The following is a 15,036-nucleotide window of genomic DNA, read 5'->3' on the forward strand; positions in this document are numbered from 1 at the left end:
GCCGGGAAATGCGTGCATTTTCCACCTGGGCACTTCGATGCCGTTGGCCCGCGAGGATCCACCTCCTGCTTCTGCTCCCACGTTCACGGGTGGGACGCGTTCATTTCAATTCTCCTTGCGAAGGGCCGACGTCGATTCCGTCTGGTCAGTCCAATTCAGAAGAAACCCATCGATTCACCCATCATTGGTCAAGCCAATTTATATATTCACATCCGATCTTACCAATGGTAAAAACCCGGACATCTGCATGGACAGGCTGCCGTCCGAGGCGATACGGCGCCCGTGATAGACTCGACCACGCGCGCCTGCGCGGAAAGCGTATTGACAAAGATCCATCGAATGAAATCGACAGAACCAAAGCGGCTTTACCAATCGGTCGCGGCCCAGATCGTCGCGTTGATTCGTCAGGGCGAATTCGTCGTCGGCGAGCGCCTGCCGCCCGAGCGCGAACTGGCGCTGACGCTCGGCGTCTCGCGCCCGTCGCTGCGCGAAGCGTTGATCGCACTGGAAATCGGCGGCCAGATCGAGATCCGGATGGGCTCCGGCGTCTATGTCCGCGATACGGCGGCCGACGATGTCGGCCCGATGGCCACGCTGGGCGACAGTCCGTCGGAACTGATGCAGGCGCGCGCGGCCATCGAAGGCAGCGTCGCCGCGCTGGCCGCGGCGCGGATGACGGCCGCGATGCTCGACCGACTGCGCCGCACGGTCCAGCGCATGAAGCGGCTCGCGGAGGCCGGCAAATCGCCCGTCGAGGCCGATCGGCAGTTCCACATGCTGATTGCGGAAGCCGCCGGTAATTCGGTGCTGACCCGCTTCGTCGGCGAACTGTTCGACAGCCGCCACGACCCGATCGCGGCGGCCATGCGCGGACACGCCGAGAATCCGCAGACCTGGACTGCCGCCGTGCAGGAGCACGAGGACGTGCTCCACGCGTTGCAGGCCGGCGACCCGATCGCGGCCCAGACGGCCATCCGCGCCCATCTGCGCGCGTCCGAAGCGCGATGGATCGACGGCGGCCTGAAATCCGACCCGGATTGACCCGCACACGGCTGCCTGCACGCGTTCGCGCCCTTTGCAGCGCGTCACACGGCACCGTGTGTAAACCCGATCTCAAAAATTAAATCAAATCCCCTATAATGGGATTTATATAATTTATTTCACGTTTATAAGCGGACTACAATCTGAATTGTCCCGCATCTCGGATTTTTATTTCATTCTCCTTGCAGCCGCCCGTTGCCATCCGCGACGCAACGCCTGCAGGTGACGCGGCCAGCGGCAGGCGCCGGCCAACGCGTCCACCCGACGTTTTATTTCTGGATATGATCGTCGGCACCGATCGGGTTGCACGATCCCGGCCGGGAGACGACAGACGGACCGCGCGTTGCGCAACCGTGCTGCTCGCGCCCGGGCAGCATGAGCCGGCTTCGGCTGGCATCGAATTTGAGAAGAGACGCACTGGCCATACCATGAACCTGCACGCTGAAACACTGCGCTTCTCGGATGTGTTCCTCCATTCCCAGGCGATCGTGAACTGGTCGCAGCACTACGACCAGATCAGTCCCGGCACCGCCACGACCACGCTGCGCCAGGTCGCCGGCCAGCGCTTTCACGTCTTTCGCGAACGCATCAACCAGCGCGTGATGCAGCACGGCCTGGCGCCGCGCGACCGCCTCTGCTTCGCGTTGCCGATCGCCAGTACCGTCGCGCCGGTGGTGCAGGGGCGCACCGTCGAGCGTCCGAGCCTGCTGACCTTGCGCGGCGGCGAGGAGTTCGTCGCGCATCTTCCGTGCGACACCGAAGTGCTCGCCTTCACGATCGATCGCACGCTCACGGCCGATCGCGGGCTCGACGAACTCGCGAACCTGCCGGCGCGCATCCTGAAGCAGCCGGTGCTCCCGATCTCGCCGGCGCGCTACGGCAATGCGCTGGACGGCCTCGAGCGTGTGCTCTGCCAGGCGCTCGACAGCGGCTCGCTCACGACTCGCGATGCGTTCGACGAACGCGTGCTCGCGCATAGCGTCGTCGGCATCCTGCTCGACCTCGTGCAGTCCGACGACCCGGATGCCGGTGCGCTGCCGTCGGCATCGACGCAAAGCTACATCGTTCGCCGCAGCCAGGAAATCGCGCTGGAAAGCGACGACGTACCGACCGTCATCGATCTCTGCCATCACCTTCGCATCAGCCGCCGCACGCTGCAATACAGCTTCCAGAACGTCGTCGGCACCACGCCGACGGCCTATCTGCGCTCGATCCGGCTGAACGCCGTCCGACGCTTCCTGATGACGACACCCGAAACGATGCGGATCGGCGATGCGGCAGCGCAATTCGGCTTTTGCCACTTCGGACGCTTTTCCTCCTACTACCAGCAACATTTCCACGAGCTACCGTCGCACACGCCCCGCCTGAGCTGAGGCCGCGCCTATGCGGTGCCCCGCATCCGGGTAATCCCCTGCCGCCCGATGCATGCGGATTGCCGATAGCGGACAACGTCCGGTATTTCGGCACCGTAAATTTTGTCGTCGGCTCGCTCGCGCGCTGCGCGCGCCTCACCGGGCGGCCGTCGAAGCGCATACCTGTGTCGCCGGCAAACGGCAGCCATCGCTGCCGGATCGTCAGGATCGGCCCGCGACGCAGGGACTTTGATCAGGCATGCCGCGGTCGATTCCTGACGGACGACCCGGTCAGCGGGACTACTCATGAACGAACTGTCATCCCGGTCCGAAGCGGGGCTCAGCAAAAACGCCGTCGGACTTTCACACATCGTCTTCTTCGTCGTCGCCGCGGCCGCGCCGCTCACCGCGATGGTCGGCGCAACGCCCGCCGCGTTCTCGCTCGGCAACGGTCCCGGCGTGCCCGGCGTATTCGTGCTGGCGGGCATCATGTACCTGATCTTCAGCATCGGCTACGCGGCGATGAGCCGGCACATCTCCAATGCGGGCGCCTTCTACGCGTATATCGCGAACGGGCTCGGACGTCCCGCCGGCGTGGGCGGCGCGTTCGTCGCGATCGTCGCGTACAACGCGGTACAGATCGCGATCTACTGCATGTTCGGCTTCTTCCTGAACGACAGCATCCAGCGGCACTACGGCGTCGACGTGCCGTGGTGGGCGTTCGCGCTCGCCTGCGTCGCCGCGGTCCACTTCTGCGGCGCGCGACGCATCGAGTTCAGCGGCCGGCTGCTCGGCATGCTGATGATCGGCGAGATCGCGATCGTGATGCTGCTCGATCTCGCGATCGTCGCGCACGGCGCGAGCATCGGCGGCTTCAGCGCGAAACCGTTCAGCCCCACGATGGTGTTTGCCCCCGGGCTCGGCACCGCGCTCGTGTTCGTCCTCGGCTCGTACATGGGCTTCGAGGCAACGGCCATCTTCTCCGAGGAAGCCCGCGACCCGAAGCGCACGATCCCGCGCGCCACGTACCTGGCCGTGATCCTCATCATGGTGTTCTACGCGCTGTCGTCGTGGGCGATCGTCGAGGCGTGGGGCGAGGGCCAGATTGCCGCGCAGGCTGCCCGCGATCCGGCCAATCTGTGGTTTGCGGTGAGCGGCCGGCTGCTCGGCGGCATCGCGACGGACGCGATGAACGTGCTGCTCGTCACGAGCCTCTTCGCGGCCATCCTGTCGTTCCACAACACGATCACGCGCTATTTCTACGCGATGGGCCGTGAACGCGTGCTGTGGCGCAAGCTCGGCCATACGTGCCCCGTGCATCGCTGCCCCGACGTCGCCGGCAAAGTGCAGACGCTGATCGCACTCGCGGCCATCGTCGGCTCGGCCGCCTTCCGCCTCGACCCGTTCGCCGTCGTGTTCTCGTGGATGAGCGCGCTGGCCACGATCGGCATCATTGCGGTGCAGATCCTCGTGGCAGCCTCGGTCATCGCGTTCTTCGCGCGCGACCATCGGGATGCGAGCGTGGTGCACCGCCTGATCGCGCCGCTCGTCAGCGTGATCGCACTCGGCGCGTGCCTCGTGCTGGTCGTGCGCAACCTGTCCGTGCTGAGCGGATCGGATTCGACCTTCGTCGCGATGTTTCCGTATTTCCTGCTCGCGATCGGCGCGCTCGGTATCCGTGCCGCATTGCGATTGAAGCGCAGCGATCCCGACCTGTATCGCGAGCTCGGACGCGCCACGCCGTAACCTCCGCCTGGCCGGTGCCGCACACGGCACCGGCATCGCCTTGCCCCACCCCTGACACTGTCTCGCCGTCGGAGTGCGATCCATCGCGTCGGCACTGCCCCTGCGCGGGTATTCCCTATCCCGGTCGTGCGGCAACGATTGCCGATAGCGGACAAGGCCGGCCATTTCATCGACATACAGTGGATCCGACGTTGAAGCCGTGCCGTGGCAGCCCTCATCGCCTCGACCGGCACGGCCCGACGACTCGCCCCTGTGAAATACGGACACCATGATGAAAATTCAGAACCTGATCGGCGGCCAGCATTGCGACGCATCTGCCGGCCGCACCTTCGAAAAGCTGGCGCCGGCGACCGGCGACTACGTCGCCGCCGTGCCGGCGTCGAGCGCCGAAGACGTCGACCGTGCCGTGCGTGCCGCACACGATGCGCTGCACGACGACGCATGGGCACGCGCGGGCGGCTCGGCCCGGGCGCGCTGGCTGCTTCGGCTGGCCGACCTGATCGAGCGCGACCGTGACACGCTGGCGGAATGCCTGGCCGTCGAACAAGGACGTCCGCTTGCCGAAATGCGCATGATGGACATCCCGATGAGCATCGACACGCTGCGCTACTTCGCCGGCTGGGCCGACAAGCTCGAGGGCCGCACGATTCCGACCGACGGCTTCATGGGCCGCCCGACACTGAACTACACGCGGCGTGCGCCGGTCGGCGTCGCCGGGCAGATCATCCCGTGGAATGCGCCGCTCATGATCGCCGTGTGGAAACTCGCACCGGCGCTCGCGGCCGGCTGCCCGGTGGTCATCAAACCGTCGGAGGACACGCCGCTTGCCCTGTCCCGGCTCGGCGAACTCGTTTGCGAAGCCGGCCTTCCCGCCGGGGTCGTCAACATCGTCCACGGCGTCGGTTCGGAAGTCGGCGCCGCGCTGGTCGCGCACCCGCTCGTAAGCAAGATCAGTTTCACGGGCAGCACCGAAGTCGGCCGTGCGATCGCCGCCGAAGCGGCCAGGACCTTCAAGCGCGTCACGCTCGAGCTCGGCGGCAAGGCAGCGCAAATCGTCTTCGCGGATGCCGATCTCGACCGCGCCATTCCGTCGCTGATGGCCGGCATGTTCGCGAATCAGGGGCAGACGTGCGCGGCCGGCTCGCGCGTGCTCGCGCACCGCTCGATCGCGCACGCGCTCGAAGAACGCCTCGCAGACGCCGCCCGCGCGATCCGCGTCGGCCCGCCGTCGGAACCCGGCGTGCAGATGGGCGCGCTCATCAACCCGCGTCACCTCGCACGCGTGCGAGCGCACGTCGACAGCGCGCTCGCCGAAGGCGCGGTCATGCTCGCGGGCGACGAACAGGTGCCGCCGCGCGGCTGCTTCATGCGCCCGACGATTCTGGGCGGCGTGCATCCGGACATGCGGATCGCCCGCGACGAAGTGTTCGGCCCGGTCGGCATGGTCATGCCGTTCGACACCGAGGACGAAGCCGTTCGCATCGCCAACGACACGCCGTTCGGCCTGTCCGCGTCGGTCTGGACGCAGGACATCGGCACCGCGCACCGTGTCGCCGAGCGGCTCGACGTCGGCGCGGTCGCCATCAATGCATGGAGCCCGATCGACGCGCGCCTGCCGTGGGGCGGCACCAAGCAGAGCGGGATCGGACGCGACCTGTCGAAGGCCGCGCTCGACTCGTACCTCGAGGAAAAGATCATCAGCGCAGCCCTGTGATCCCGCGGCGCACGCTGCGCCGCACTGTGTTCAAGCACTTCGTGAGAGAAAGACCATGGACTATCAAAAGCGACAAAAGCGATTCTGGCATCCGATGAGCTCGGCAGCCGCCGGGCACACAACCCCCACCGTGATCATCGAGCGCGGCGACGGCAATTACGTATACGACGTCGAGGGTCACCGCATGCTCGACGGCGTCGGCGGACTCTGGAACGTCAACGTCGGCCACAACCGACCGGAAGTGAAGGCCGCGATCGCTCGCCAGATGGACGAGCTGTCCTACTACCAGACCTTCGACGGCGTCGCCCATCCGCGCGTGTACGACCTGGCCGACCGCCTGTGCGCGATGTTCGCGCAGGAGGACATGCAGCGGGTGATGTTCGGCAGCGGCGGTTCCGACGCGGTCGAGACCGCGCTCAAGATGGCGCGCCAGTACTGGGTCGCCGCAGGCGAGCCGTCGCGCACGAAGTTCCTGTCGCTGCGCAACGGCTATCACGGCGTGCACGTCGGCGGCACGTCGATCGGCGGCAACGGCGTCTACCATTACAATCACGGTCCGCTGCTGCCCGGCTGCGTGCTGCTCGACACGCCGTGGCTCTATCGCAACCCGTGGAACTGCGACGATCCGCAGCAACTCGTCGAGCATTGCATCCGGCAACTCGAGGAAACGATCGCGTTCCACGGCCCGCAGACCATCGCCGCGTTCGTCGCGGAGCCGGTGCAGGGCGCGGGCGGCCTGATCGTCCCGCCCGCCGACTACTGGGCGCGCGTGCGCGCCGTGTGCGACCGGAACGGCATCCTGCTGATCGCCGACGAGGTGGTTACCGGTTTCGGCCGCACCGGCAGCATGCTCGGCAGCCGTGGATGGGGTGTCGCAGCCGATATCCTGTGCGTCGCCAAGGGCATTTCCGCCGGCTACGTACCGCTCGGCGCGACGCTGTACAACGGGCGCATCGCGCAGGCGATCGAACATGGCGCGGGCTTCTCGCACGTGATCATGCACGGCTATACGTACAGCGGGCATCCGCTCGCGTGCGCCGCATCGCTCGCGGTGCTCGACATCGTCGAAGCCGAGGATCTGCCGGGCAATGCGGCACGGGTCGGCCAGCGCCTGCTCGAGCAACTGCTGCCGCTGAAAGCCGACTTCGAGACCGTCGGCGACGTCCGCGGCAAGGGGCTGATGCTGGCGCTCGATCTCGTGACCGACAAGGCCAGCCGCACGCCGCTCGATCCGGGCAAGGGGTTCGCGGCGCGCGTGGCCGATGCCGCGCGCAGGCGCGGGGTCCTGGTCCGGGCGATCGCCAACAAGGTCGTGATGTCGCCGCCGTTGACGCTGCAGCAGGACGAGGCCGACTTCATCGCGGTAACGCTGCGCGAGGCGCTGCAGGAGTGCTGCGCGGATTCGCGATCGATCGCCTGACCGCTGGGACAGCCGGGCGCACGGATCTTTCGTCGAAGGTTCGTGCGCATCGCGATCCGGCTCGGGTTCGACGAAGATCGCCGCGGGACGCCGAAATGACGATCGGCGTCCCGCCCGTAGCAATTTCGCTTTCAAGGAAGACAAGCCAAATGGAAAACCAGGCCATTGCATTCACGGTCGAGAAATATCCGCTCGCGCTTCGGCTGCTGCACTGGGCCAGGGCGATCCTGATCGGCGCGCAGCTCTGGACCGGATGGACGATGGTCCGGCTCGACGACAACCTGCCGGCCAAGTTCGACTGGTACTACCCGACCCACAAGGAGTTCGGCGTGCTCACGCTGCTGGTGGTCCTGACGCAACTGGCGATTCGCTCGATGAAGCCGTTGCCGCCGCTGCCGGCGAGCCTGCCGAAGCTCGACCGCAAGCTCGCCAAGATCGCGCACTACCTGCTGTATGCGCTCGCGATCATCGTGCCGCTGATGGGCTATTCGATGTCCAGCACGTATACGCAGAGCGACGGCGTGCCGTTCTTCTTCTTCCGCGTGCCCGAGCTGCTGCCGAAGAACGACCACTGGTTCGAGGCATTCCAGTGGCTGCACCGGACACTGGCCTACACGCTGCTCGTGCTCGTCGTGCTGCATATTCTCGCCGCGCTGAAACACCGGTTCTTCGACTCGAATCGCGAGAACGACGTACTGCGCCGCATGCTGTAACACCGCTCCACTGCGTTGCCGCGATCCCGGCAACGTTCGACGTTCGGGCCGCTCGACGACAGCGACCCGATCTCTTTGATTTCATACATTTCGTTTTACTAACTACAAGCGGACCGTTTCGATCGTCCGGCGTACCCGCACGTCATCGAAAACAGCACCGCACGGCCCTACCGGCCCTCAACTGGAGATCGACGATGAAGAAGATGATTGTGGTCGTTTCGACCGCCGGCGCCATGGGATTCAGCCTCACGGCATACGCGCAAAGCACCGTGACGCTCTATGGATTGATCGACGAAGGCATCAATTTCACGAGCAACGCGGGCGGCAGCAAGGCCTACCAGATGGTCAGCGGCGATACCGTCGGCAGCAACTGGGGGCTGAAAGGCACGGAAGACCTCGGCGGCGGACTGAGGGCGCTCTTCCAGCTCGAGAACGGCTTCAACGCGAGCACGGGGGCGCTCGGCGTCACGTCGCGGATGTTCGGCAGGCAGGCTTACGTCGGGCTCGATTCCGACCGGTTCGGCACGCTCACGCTCGGCCGCCAGTACGATCCCACGCTCGATATGTGGAGCTCCTTTACGTCCACCGGCAACTGGCTCGGCGACTTCGGCGCCCACCCGTACGACAACGACAATGCCGACTGGGACTACCGTATCCAGAACAGCATCAAGTACGTGTCGCCCGCGTACGCCGGCTTCAAGGGCGAGGTGCTCTACGGCCTCTCGAACCAGGCGGGCGGGCTTGCCAGGAACCGTGTTTACAGCGCCGCGGTGCAGTACCAGATGGGCGCGTTCTCCGCAGCAGTCGCGTATCTGAAGGCCAACAACGGCGGCGCGAGCGCAGGCGGCGCATTGTCGAGCGACGATACGGTCTTCAGCGGCCGCTCGCAGCAGAACATCGATGCCGGCGCGTCGTACAAGTTCAGCGACAAGCTGACGCTGTCCGCCGCGTATTCGCACGTCGACGTGACCAACCCCGAGTCGAATCTGTACTTCGCGAACCAGCCGGCGACGGGCTCGCAGAACGCGTGGAAATTCGACAACTTCGAGGTCAACGGCCAGTATTTCTTCCGGCCGGACTTCTGGTTCGGCGCGGCGTATACCTATACGCACGCACATGTGACGACGACGGCGGGCGATGCATCGCCGAGCTGGCACCAGCTGTCGATGATGCTCGACTACGACCTCAGCAAGCGGACCTCGACGTACATTCAGGGCGCGTACCAGCATGCAACCGGCAACACCGGCACCGACTTCGACTACGCGCACGTGCTCGGCACCGCCGGGCAGTCGTCGGGCCGCAATCAGCTGGCCTTGCGCGTCGGGATGATGCATCGCTTCTGAACCCGTCAGGCAACGCACGGGCTCGCGCGCGGCGTACGCGGCAGCCCGTGTTTTCCCGTGCCGTCAGAACTGATGCCGCACCCCGACACGCACCGCGGTCTGCGTCGAGCCGGCCGCCGCGCCGCCGAGCGCGGCCTCGACCTGGGCGCCATAGGCGCTGTCGTGCCCGCGTGCGAACACCGCGTACAGGCCGGTACGCTTCGACAGCGAATAATCGGCGCTCAACGTGACCTGATTGGCCGAGCCGACGTCGCCGCCGCGCTGCTGGAACTGGAAGCCGCCGCCCAGCTGCAACGACGGCGTGAGCGCATAGGTCAGCCCGGCGTCGTAGGTGGTTGCCCGCAGCGGCGCGGCGGCGCTGATCCGAACGTCGGACACCATGCCGAAGACGCGAAGCCGGTCGAAGTTGTAGCCGGCCCCGCCCGAGAAGTTGCGAAGATTGCCGCCGCCGGTGACGTCGTGCTGGCCGAAATAAGCGAGCGCGGCGCTGAACGCGCCCTGCGTGTAGGACAGCATCGCGCTTTGCACGCTGCTGCGCGCGACCGTGCCGGGCACGTTGCCGAAGCCCCACATGCCGCCGAACGCGATACCGCCGAACGTCGGACTCACGTACTTCACGGCGTTGTTCACCTGAACGCCCCACACGCGGTTGTCGAGCGCACCGCCCGCCGACGCATTCGTCGGCAACCCCCACGCGAGTAGGCCAGCCGGCGTGTTCGCAGCGACCGCGAAGGCCGGCATGAGATCGCCGACGAAATCGAACTGGCGCCCGAGCGTCACGGTGCCCCAATCGCCGCCGAGCCCGACGTACGCCTGCGAGCTGAACGCGGAGCCCGGCACGGTCAGCGTGCCGTCCGACGTCTGGAACTGGCTTTCGAGCCGGAACACGGCGAAGTTGGCACCGCCGAGATCCTCCCTGCCCGTCAGGCCCCACACGTCGTTGCGCGACACGCCCGCCTGCAACGCGAGCTGACGCCCGCCGCGCGGGGCAGACGCCACGTCGCTCGTATAGGTCACGCCCGTGTCCAGCGAACCGTAGAGCGTCACGCTCGATTGGGCGAACGCCGGCGCAGCCGCACCGCAACCGCACAACGCCACCATCCGGAACCACGCTTTCATCTTCTTCTCCTCATCGAATTTTCCCGGTCGATGCGCCCGTGAACCGACCGGCACGGCAACGGCATTGATCCGGCATGCTTTTCACGATTAAAATAGGATTCCCTATCAATAGACGGCGAGGCGATCCAATTCACCGCATCCGGACCGCTTCCCGAACTCCGCTCATGCGGTTCAGGTTGCCGCCCGCGCGACATAAGTTAGACTACGGCCCTGTCGCCCCCGGTGCCGCACGCCGTGCCGCAGCCCGGCAGCCCGAACCGAATTCGTCCTTCCCGTTTCATTGCCGCAAGCCGTCTGAATCCCGGATCACGTCATGTCGAGCCTCACCAAAATGCTGTCCATCCTCGACGTCTTCTCTTCGTCCGCGACGTCGATGACGGCCGAGGAAATCGCCGAACACATGGGCTTTTCGCGAACCACGTGCTACCGCTACGTGAAGGAACTGGCCTCCGTCGGCCTGCTCGTCGGCAGCAACGGCCGCTATACGCTGGGCCCGCGCATCATCCATCTCGACTACAACATGCGGCAGTCGGACCCGACGCTCACCGCCGCGAAACCCGTCATCCAGAAGCTGGTTCAGGTCACCGGCGGCGACGCGCTCGTGTCGACGCTGTTCGACGAGCAGATCATCAACGTCATGCACGAAACCGGCGCGGAGAACCTGCAATTGGGCTTCGGCCGCGGCCGCATCATGCCGCTGTTCCAGGGCGCGTCGTCGAAGGTGATCGTGGCCGCGATGTCGCGCGCGCGCCTGAAGCGCCTGCACGAACGGCACAACGCCGAGCTCGGCGAGTTCGCGGCCGACTGGACGCAATTCTGGCGCGCCTGCCAGCAGATCGTCGACACGGGCTACTGGATCTCGCGCGGCGAGCTCGACGAAGGGTTCGTCGGCATCGCCGCGCCGATTCGCACCGCCAGCAGCGGCGAAATCAACAGCAGCCTGTCGCTGGTCTTTCGCGCCGAACACTTCGCGCTGTTCGACGAGCATGTGCTCGGCAAACTCCTGATCGACGCCACCGCACGGATCGGCGCGGCCACCTGAGCATTCGCGCGGCATCGCGCGCGACGCCACCCGTGATCGTCGGCGTGCGCGCCGTCAGTTCATCTGCGTGATGAATTTGGTGACCAGGTAGCCGTCGAACGTCTCCGTTCCTCCTTCGCTGCCGAAGCCGCTGTCCTTCACGCCGCCGAACGGGATCTCCGCCGGCCCCATCCCGAAGTGATTGATGTTGACCATGCCGGCTTCGAGCGAGCGGCTGATCCGGTGCGCGTTGCGCGCCGACGCCGTGAACGCATACGACGCGAGTCCGAACGGCAAGCGGTTGGCCTCGGCGAGCGCATCGTCGAGCGCGTCGAACGGCACGATCCCGACGATCGGGCCGAACGGCTCCTCGTTCATCAGGCGCGTGTCGCGCGCCGCACCCAGCACGACCGTCGGCGCGAAGTAGTGCCCCGGCCCCGGCAAGACCGTTCCGCCCGCGGCAATATCGGCCCCTTTCGCCCTTGCGTCGGCGACGAAGGCGTCGATCTCGGATACGCGTCGCGCATGCGCGAGCGGCCCCATCGTGGTCCCCTCTTCCAGCCCGTAGCCGACGCGAATCCGGCCGACCGCGTCGAGATACGTGGCGACGAACCGTTCGAACACCGGGCGTTGCACGAAAAACCGCGTCGGCGATACGCACACCTGCCCGGCGTTGCGAAACTTGTACGCGGCCAGCATCGTCGCGGCGCGCTCGATGTCCGCATCCGCGCAGACGAGCACCGGCGCATGCCCGCCCAGCTCCATGGTCATGCGCTTCATGTGCGACGCGGCAAGCGCGGCCAGCTGCTTGCCGACCGGCACCGAGCCGGTGAACGAAATCTTGCGCACCAGCGGCGACTCGATCAGCTGCTTCGACACGTCGCCCGGCACGCCCCAGACGATGTTCAGGCAACCCGCAGGCAATCCGGCATCGTGAAAGATGTGCGCGAGCGCGACGATCGCGCTCGGCGATTCCTCGGGCCCTTTCAGCACCAGCGTGCACCCTGACGCAAGCGCGGCCGCGATCTTGTGCATCGCCTGGCTGAACGGGAAATTCCACGGCGAGAACGCCGCGCACACGCCGATCGGTTCCCGCAAAACCGTCTGCGCGACGTCGGGAGAACGCGACGGCACGACGCGGCCGTAGGTGCGGCGCCCCTCTTCCGCATGCCATTCGAGCTGTTCGGCGGACGACATGACCTCGGCGATCGCCTCGCGAAGCGGCTTGCCCTGGTCCATCGTGATATGACGGCCGATCGATTCGGCACGCTCGCGCACGAGCGCAGCGGCGCGGCGCAGGATGTCCGAGCGCGCAAGCGGCGATTCGCGCCGCCACGCCGCGAACGCGCGATGCGCGGCGCGCGCCGCGGCGTCGATATCGTCCGGCGTCGCATGCGGCAGTTCGCCGAGCACGCGGCCGGTTCCCGGATCGAGAACGGGCTGCGTGCGCCGGCCGTCGGCCTGCAGGAACCGGCCATCGACATACAGATGGAGCGGAGCGTAATCGCGTGGCGCGTCAGGCGTCATGCGCGATGTCAGCGGTGTAAACGGAATCAAGACGGATACCTCGGTAGAGACTGCACGATGGGCGCGGACGGTGCGGCGACCGCATCACGCGGCCGGGCTCGGCGCACGCAACAGGCCGCCGATTTCCTGCCGGAGAATCTGGTTTTCCTGCCTGACGAGCAGATGCCGGACCTTGCCGCGAAACGTCCTGAACTCGGGATCGGCCATCAGCGCGGCGCGACGCCGCGCACGATCGTCCAGCGAATCGAATGCCCACAGATAGACAAGCTGGTTCAGCGGCCCGACTTCGGTCGCAAAACAGCCGACCATCGTGCCGAGCGCCTGCTCCTGTGCCGTGCGCCCGCATTGCGCGTACACGCGCAGATATTCGGCGACGCCGCCCGGCACCAGCGTATAGGTGCGTTGCTCAACAAACATGTGCTTCCTCTCGTTGTCGCGGCGCGAACGCCTGAAAGGCTTCGGTCACGCGAGCCATCCCCACCGCATCCGTCTGCGCGGCCACATAGCGATCCGGGCGCACCACCACGAGCGGGCCCGCATGCCGGTCGAACCAGTCGGCCAGTGCGTTATCGACGTCTTCGACGCACGTGCTGCCGTGGCCGCTGGCCAGCCGCCCCGCGCGGCCGGTGCCGCTGCGCGAGCGGTTGACCTGGACGAAGGTCGCGCCCAGCGCCGCCCAGTACGCCCGATCGTCGTCGCTCAGGCAGGCCTGCGGATCGCATTGCCAGCCGACGATCGAGAACCACGGGCCCAGCACGTCGTCGAGCTTGCGGCGCACGCCGTCGGCCGTCTCGACGTCCGGCTGCGCGATCATCCTGCCGACTGCGGTGTCCGGCGCGCCCGGCAGCACGACGCCGCGCGTATAGCTCGGCATCGGCTTGAAACGCATCTGCAGGATGTAGTCCTTCAGGCCCGGTGCGTAACGCGTAAGCCCGAGGAAACGATCGCGCAGGAATGCGACGAGCCGGTTGGTCGGCATCAGCATCGCGCCGAACGTGTCCGCCAGGTCGATCATCGCCTTCGCGTGGTCGCGCCGCTCCGATTCGTACGTGTGGATCACGCCGGGATGCAATGCGCCGTTGACCACGCCCGCCAGCTTCCACGCGAGATTGCCCACGTCGCGCAACCCCGCGTTCAGGCCCTGGCCGATCCACGGCGGCGTCAGGTGCGCCGCATCGCCGATGAGCGCCACGCGGCCGACGACGAACCTTTCGGCCACGCGCGAATGGTGCGTGTAAGTCCGGGCGCGCACGATCTCGAGGCGGTCGACATCGTCGACGTAAGGCGCGATCAGCGCGCGTATCGATTCCGGTTTCGCGATCGCCTCTTCGTCCTCGTGCGGGAACACGAGAAACTCCCAGCGCCGGAAATTGAACGGCAGATAGATGCAGACGTTCGGGCGGCGCGGGTCGCAGTTCAGCGCCGTGCACGGCTGGTCGAGCCCGGCATTCTTCACGTCGACCACGACCCATTTCATCGGATGGGTGGTGCCGGCCAGCTTGACGCCCAGCCATTCGCGCATCGGGCTGCGGCCGCCGTCGGCCGCCACCACGTAGTCGGCCTCGAGCGCGTAGTGCTGGCCGTCGGCGCGGCGCACCTGCAGCGTGACACCTTCGTCATCCTGATCGATGCCGACCACTTCTTCGCCGGTGCGCAGCGACACGTGCGGATAGCGCGCCAGCCCGTCGCGCAGCGTTCGCTCGGCCAGTTGCTGCATGAAGATGTTGCGCCGCCACCAGCCGAACTCGCGCATCGACGGACGGATGTCGGCAAAGCATTCGCCGTTCGCCTTGAACATGCGCAGCGGCACGTTCTGGATGATGTCACGGCTCAGTTCGTCGGCGAGGCCCGCGGTCTGGAACAGCCGCAGCGCCTCGTCGTCGATACCGACCGCACGCGGGAACTCGACGATCTGCGGCGCCTTCTCGATGATCACCGTCGCGATGCCATAGAGGCCGAGCAGGTTCGCCATCGCCGCACCGTTCGGCCCCGCGCCGACGATCGCGACCGACGTCCGGTTCGCATGGTTCATGTTCATTC

The 15,036-nt window shown here is 66.4% G+C and carries 12 protein-coding genes; 8 read left to right on the top strand and 4 right to left on the bottom strand.

Annotation, left to right across the window (positions count from 1 at the left end; all coding sequences use genetic code 11):
* The first annotated feature begins 339 nt into the window (after positions 1-339).
* From DIE15_RS26905 to DIE15_RS26935, 7 genes are all read left to right on the top strand, one after another.
* Complete coding sequence (locus tag DIE15_RS26905) at positions 340-1,041, top strand: FadR/GntR family transcriptional regulator (RefSeq protein ID WP_124834775.1); 702 nt, start codon at positions 340-342, stop codon at positions 1,039-1,041.
* A 428-nt stretch (positions 1,042-1,469) separates the two neighbouring features.
* Entirely contained in the window at positions 1,470-2,414 is a 945-nt protein-coding gene (locus tag DIE15_RS26910; protein WP_057928804.1) for a helix-turn-helix domain-containing protein, read from the top strand.
* A 285-nt stretch (positions 2,415-2,699) separates the two neighbouring features.
* Positions 2,700-4,139: an APC family permease gene (locus DIE15_RS26915; RefSeq protein WP_124834776.1), complete on the top strand. Its 1,440-nt coding sequence runs from the start codon at positions 2,700-2,702 to the stop codon at positions 4,137-4,139.
* A gap of 268 nt (positions 4,140-4,407) precedes the next feature.
* Complete coding sequence (locus DIE15_RS26920) at positions 4,408-5,853, top strand: aldehyde dehydrogenase (protein WP_124834777.1); 1,446 nt, start codon at positions 4,408-4,410, stop codon at positions 5,851-5,853.
* A gap of 55 nt (positions 5,854-5,908) precedes the next feature.
* Positions 5,909-7,273: an aspartate aminotransferase family protein gene (locus tag DIE15_RS26925; protein ID WP_057928801.1), complete on the top strand. Its 1,365-nt coding sequence runs from the start codon at positions 5,909-5,911 to the stop codon at positions 7,271-7,273.
* A gap of 149 nt (positions 7,274-7,422) precedes the next feature.
* Positions 7,423-7,986, top strand: coding sequence for a cytochrome b (locus DIE15_RS26930; protein WP_057928800.1), 564 nt, complete (start codon positions 7,423-7,425; stop codon positions 7,984-7,986).
* Between the two features lie 194 nt (positions 7,987-8,180).
* The gene (locus DIE15_RS26935; RefSeq protein ID WP_124834778.1) at positions 8,181-9,329 is read left to right on the top strand and encodes a porin; all 1,149 of its coding nucleotides are present in this window, start codon (positions 8,181-8,183) and stop codon (positions 9,327-9,329) included.
* A gap of 63 nt (positions 9,330-9,392) precedes the next feature.
* Here DIE15_RS26935 and DIE15_RS26940 read toward each other — a convergent pair whose 3' ends face one another.
* Positions 9,393-10,448 carry a porin gene (locus DIE15_RS26940; protein ID WP_124834779.1) on the bottom strand — a complete coding sequence of 352 codons (1,056 nt, stop codon included), beginning with the start codon at positions 10,446-10,448 and terminating at the stop codon, positions 9,393-9,395.
* A gap of 313 nt (positions 10,449-10,761) precedes the next feature.
* On the opposite strand from DIE15_RS26940, the gene DIE15_RS26945 reads away from it, so the two are divergent.
* Complete coding sequence (locus tag DIE15_RS26945) at positions 10,762-11,490, top strand: IclR family transcriptional regulator (protein WP_057928797.1); 729 nt, start codon at positions 10,762-10,764, stop codon at positions 11,488-11,490.
* Between the two features lie 54 nt (positions 11,491-11,544).
* Here the strand turns inward: DIE15_RS26945 and DIE15_RS26950 are convergent, their stop codons facing one another.
* The 3 genes from DIE15_RS26950 to DIE15_RS26960 all read right to left on the bottom strand — a co-directional run bounded on the left by DIE15_RS26950 (position 11,545) and on the right by DIE15_RS26960 (position 15,034).
* The gene (locus tag DIE15_RS26950; protein ID WP_175826804.1) at positions 11,545-12,996 is read right to left on the bottom strand and encodes an NAD-dependent succinate-semialdehyde dehydrogenase; all 1,452 of its coding nucleotides are present in this window, start codon (positions 12,994-12,996) and stop codon (positions 11,545-11,547) included.
* A gap of 84 nt (positions 12,997-13,080) precedes the next feature.
* Entirely contained in the window at positions 13,081-13,413 is a 333-nt protein-coding gene (locus DIE15_RS26955; RefSeq protein WP_124834781.1) for an NIPSNAP family protein, read from the bottom strand.
* Positions 13,403-15,034 carry a bifunctional 3-(3-hydroxy-phenyl)propionate/3-hydroxycinnamic acid hydroxylase gene (locus DIE15_RS26960; RefSeq protein WP_057928794.1) on the bottom strand — a complete coding sequence of 544 codons (1,632 nt, stop codon included), beginning with the start codon at positions 15,032-15,034 and terminating at the stop codon, positions 13,403-13,405. The genes DIE15_RS26955 and DIE15_RS26960 overlap by 11 nt, the downstream gene beginning before the upstream one ends.
* Between the last annotated feature and the right edge of the window lie 2 nt (positions 15,035-15,036).

It is taken from the genome of Burkholderia sp. Bp9031 (assembly GCF_003857965.1).
GTDB classification, from domain to species: domain Bacteria; phylum Pseudomonadota; class Gammaproteobacteria; order Burkholderiales; family Burkholderiaceae; genus Burkholderia; species Burkholderia ambifaria_A.

Coding starts and splice junctions, on each gene's coding strand:
- DIE15_RS26910 (WP_057928804.1), top strand. CDS start 1,470: ATGAACCTGCACGCTGAAACACTGCGCTTCTCGGATGTGTTCCTCCAT.
- DIE15_RS26920 (WP_124834777.1), top strand. CDS start 4,408: ATGATGAAAATTCAGAACCTGATCGGCGGCCAGCATTGCGACGCATCT.
- DIE15_RS26955 (WP_124834781.1), bottom strand. CDS start 13,413: ATGTTTGTTGAGCAACGCACCTATACGCTGGTGCCGGGCGGCGTCGCC.
- DIE15_RS26930 (WP_057928800.1), top strand. CDS start 7,423: ATGGAAAACCAGGCCATTGCATTCACGGTCGAGAAATATCCGCTCGCG.
- DIE15_RS26935 (WP_124834778.1), top strand. CDS start 8,181: ATGAAGAAGATGATTGTGGTCGTTTCGACCGCCGGCGCCATGGGATTC.
- DIE15_RS26950 (WP_175826804.1), bottom strand. CDS start 12,996: ATGACGCCTGACGCGCCACGCGATTACGCTCCGCTCCATCTGTATGTC.
- DIE15_RS26940 (WP_124834779.1), bottom strand. CDS start 10,448: ATGAAAGCGTGGTTCCGGATGGTGGCGTTGTGCGGTTGCGGTGCGGCT.
- DIE15_RS26960 (WP_057928794.1), bottom strand. CDS start 15,034: ATGAACATGAACCATGCGAACCGGACGTCGGTCGCGATCGTCGGCGCG.
- DIE15_RS26945 (WP_057928797.1), top strand. CDS start 10,762: ATGTCGAGCCTCACCAAAATGCTGTCCATCCTCGACGTCTTCTCTTCG.
- DIE15_RS26905 (WP_124834775.1), top strand. CDS start 340: ATGAAATCGACAGAACCAAAGCGGCTTTACCAATCGGTCGCGGCCCAG.
- DIE15_RS26915 (WP_124834776.1), top strand. CDS start 2,700: ATGAACGAACTGTCATCCCGGTCCGAAGCGGGGCTCAGCAAAAACGCC.
- DIE15_RS26925 (WP_057928801.1), top strand. CDS start 5,909: ATGGACTATCAAAAGCGACAAAAGCGATTCTGGCATCCGATGAGCTCG.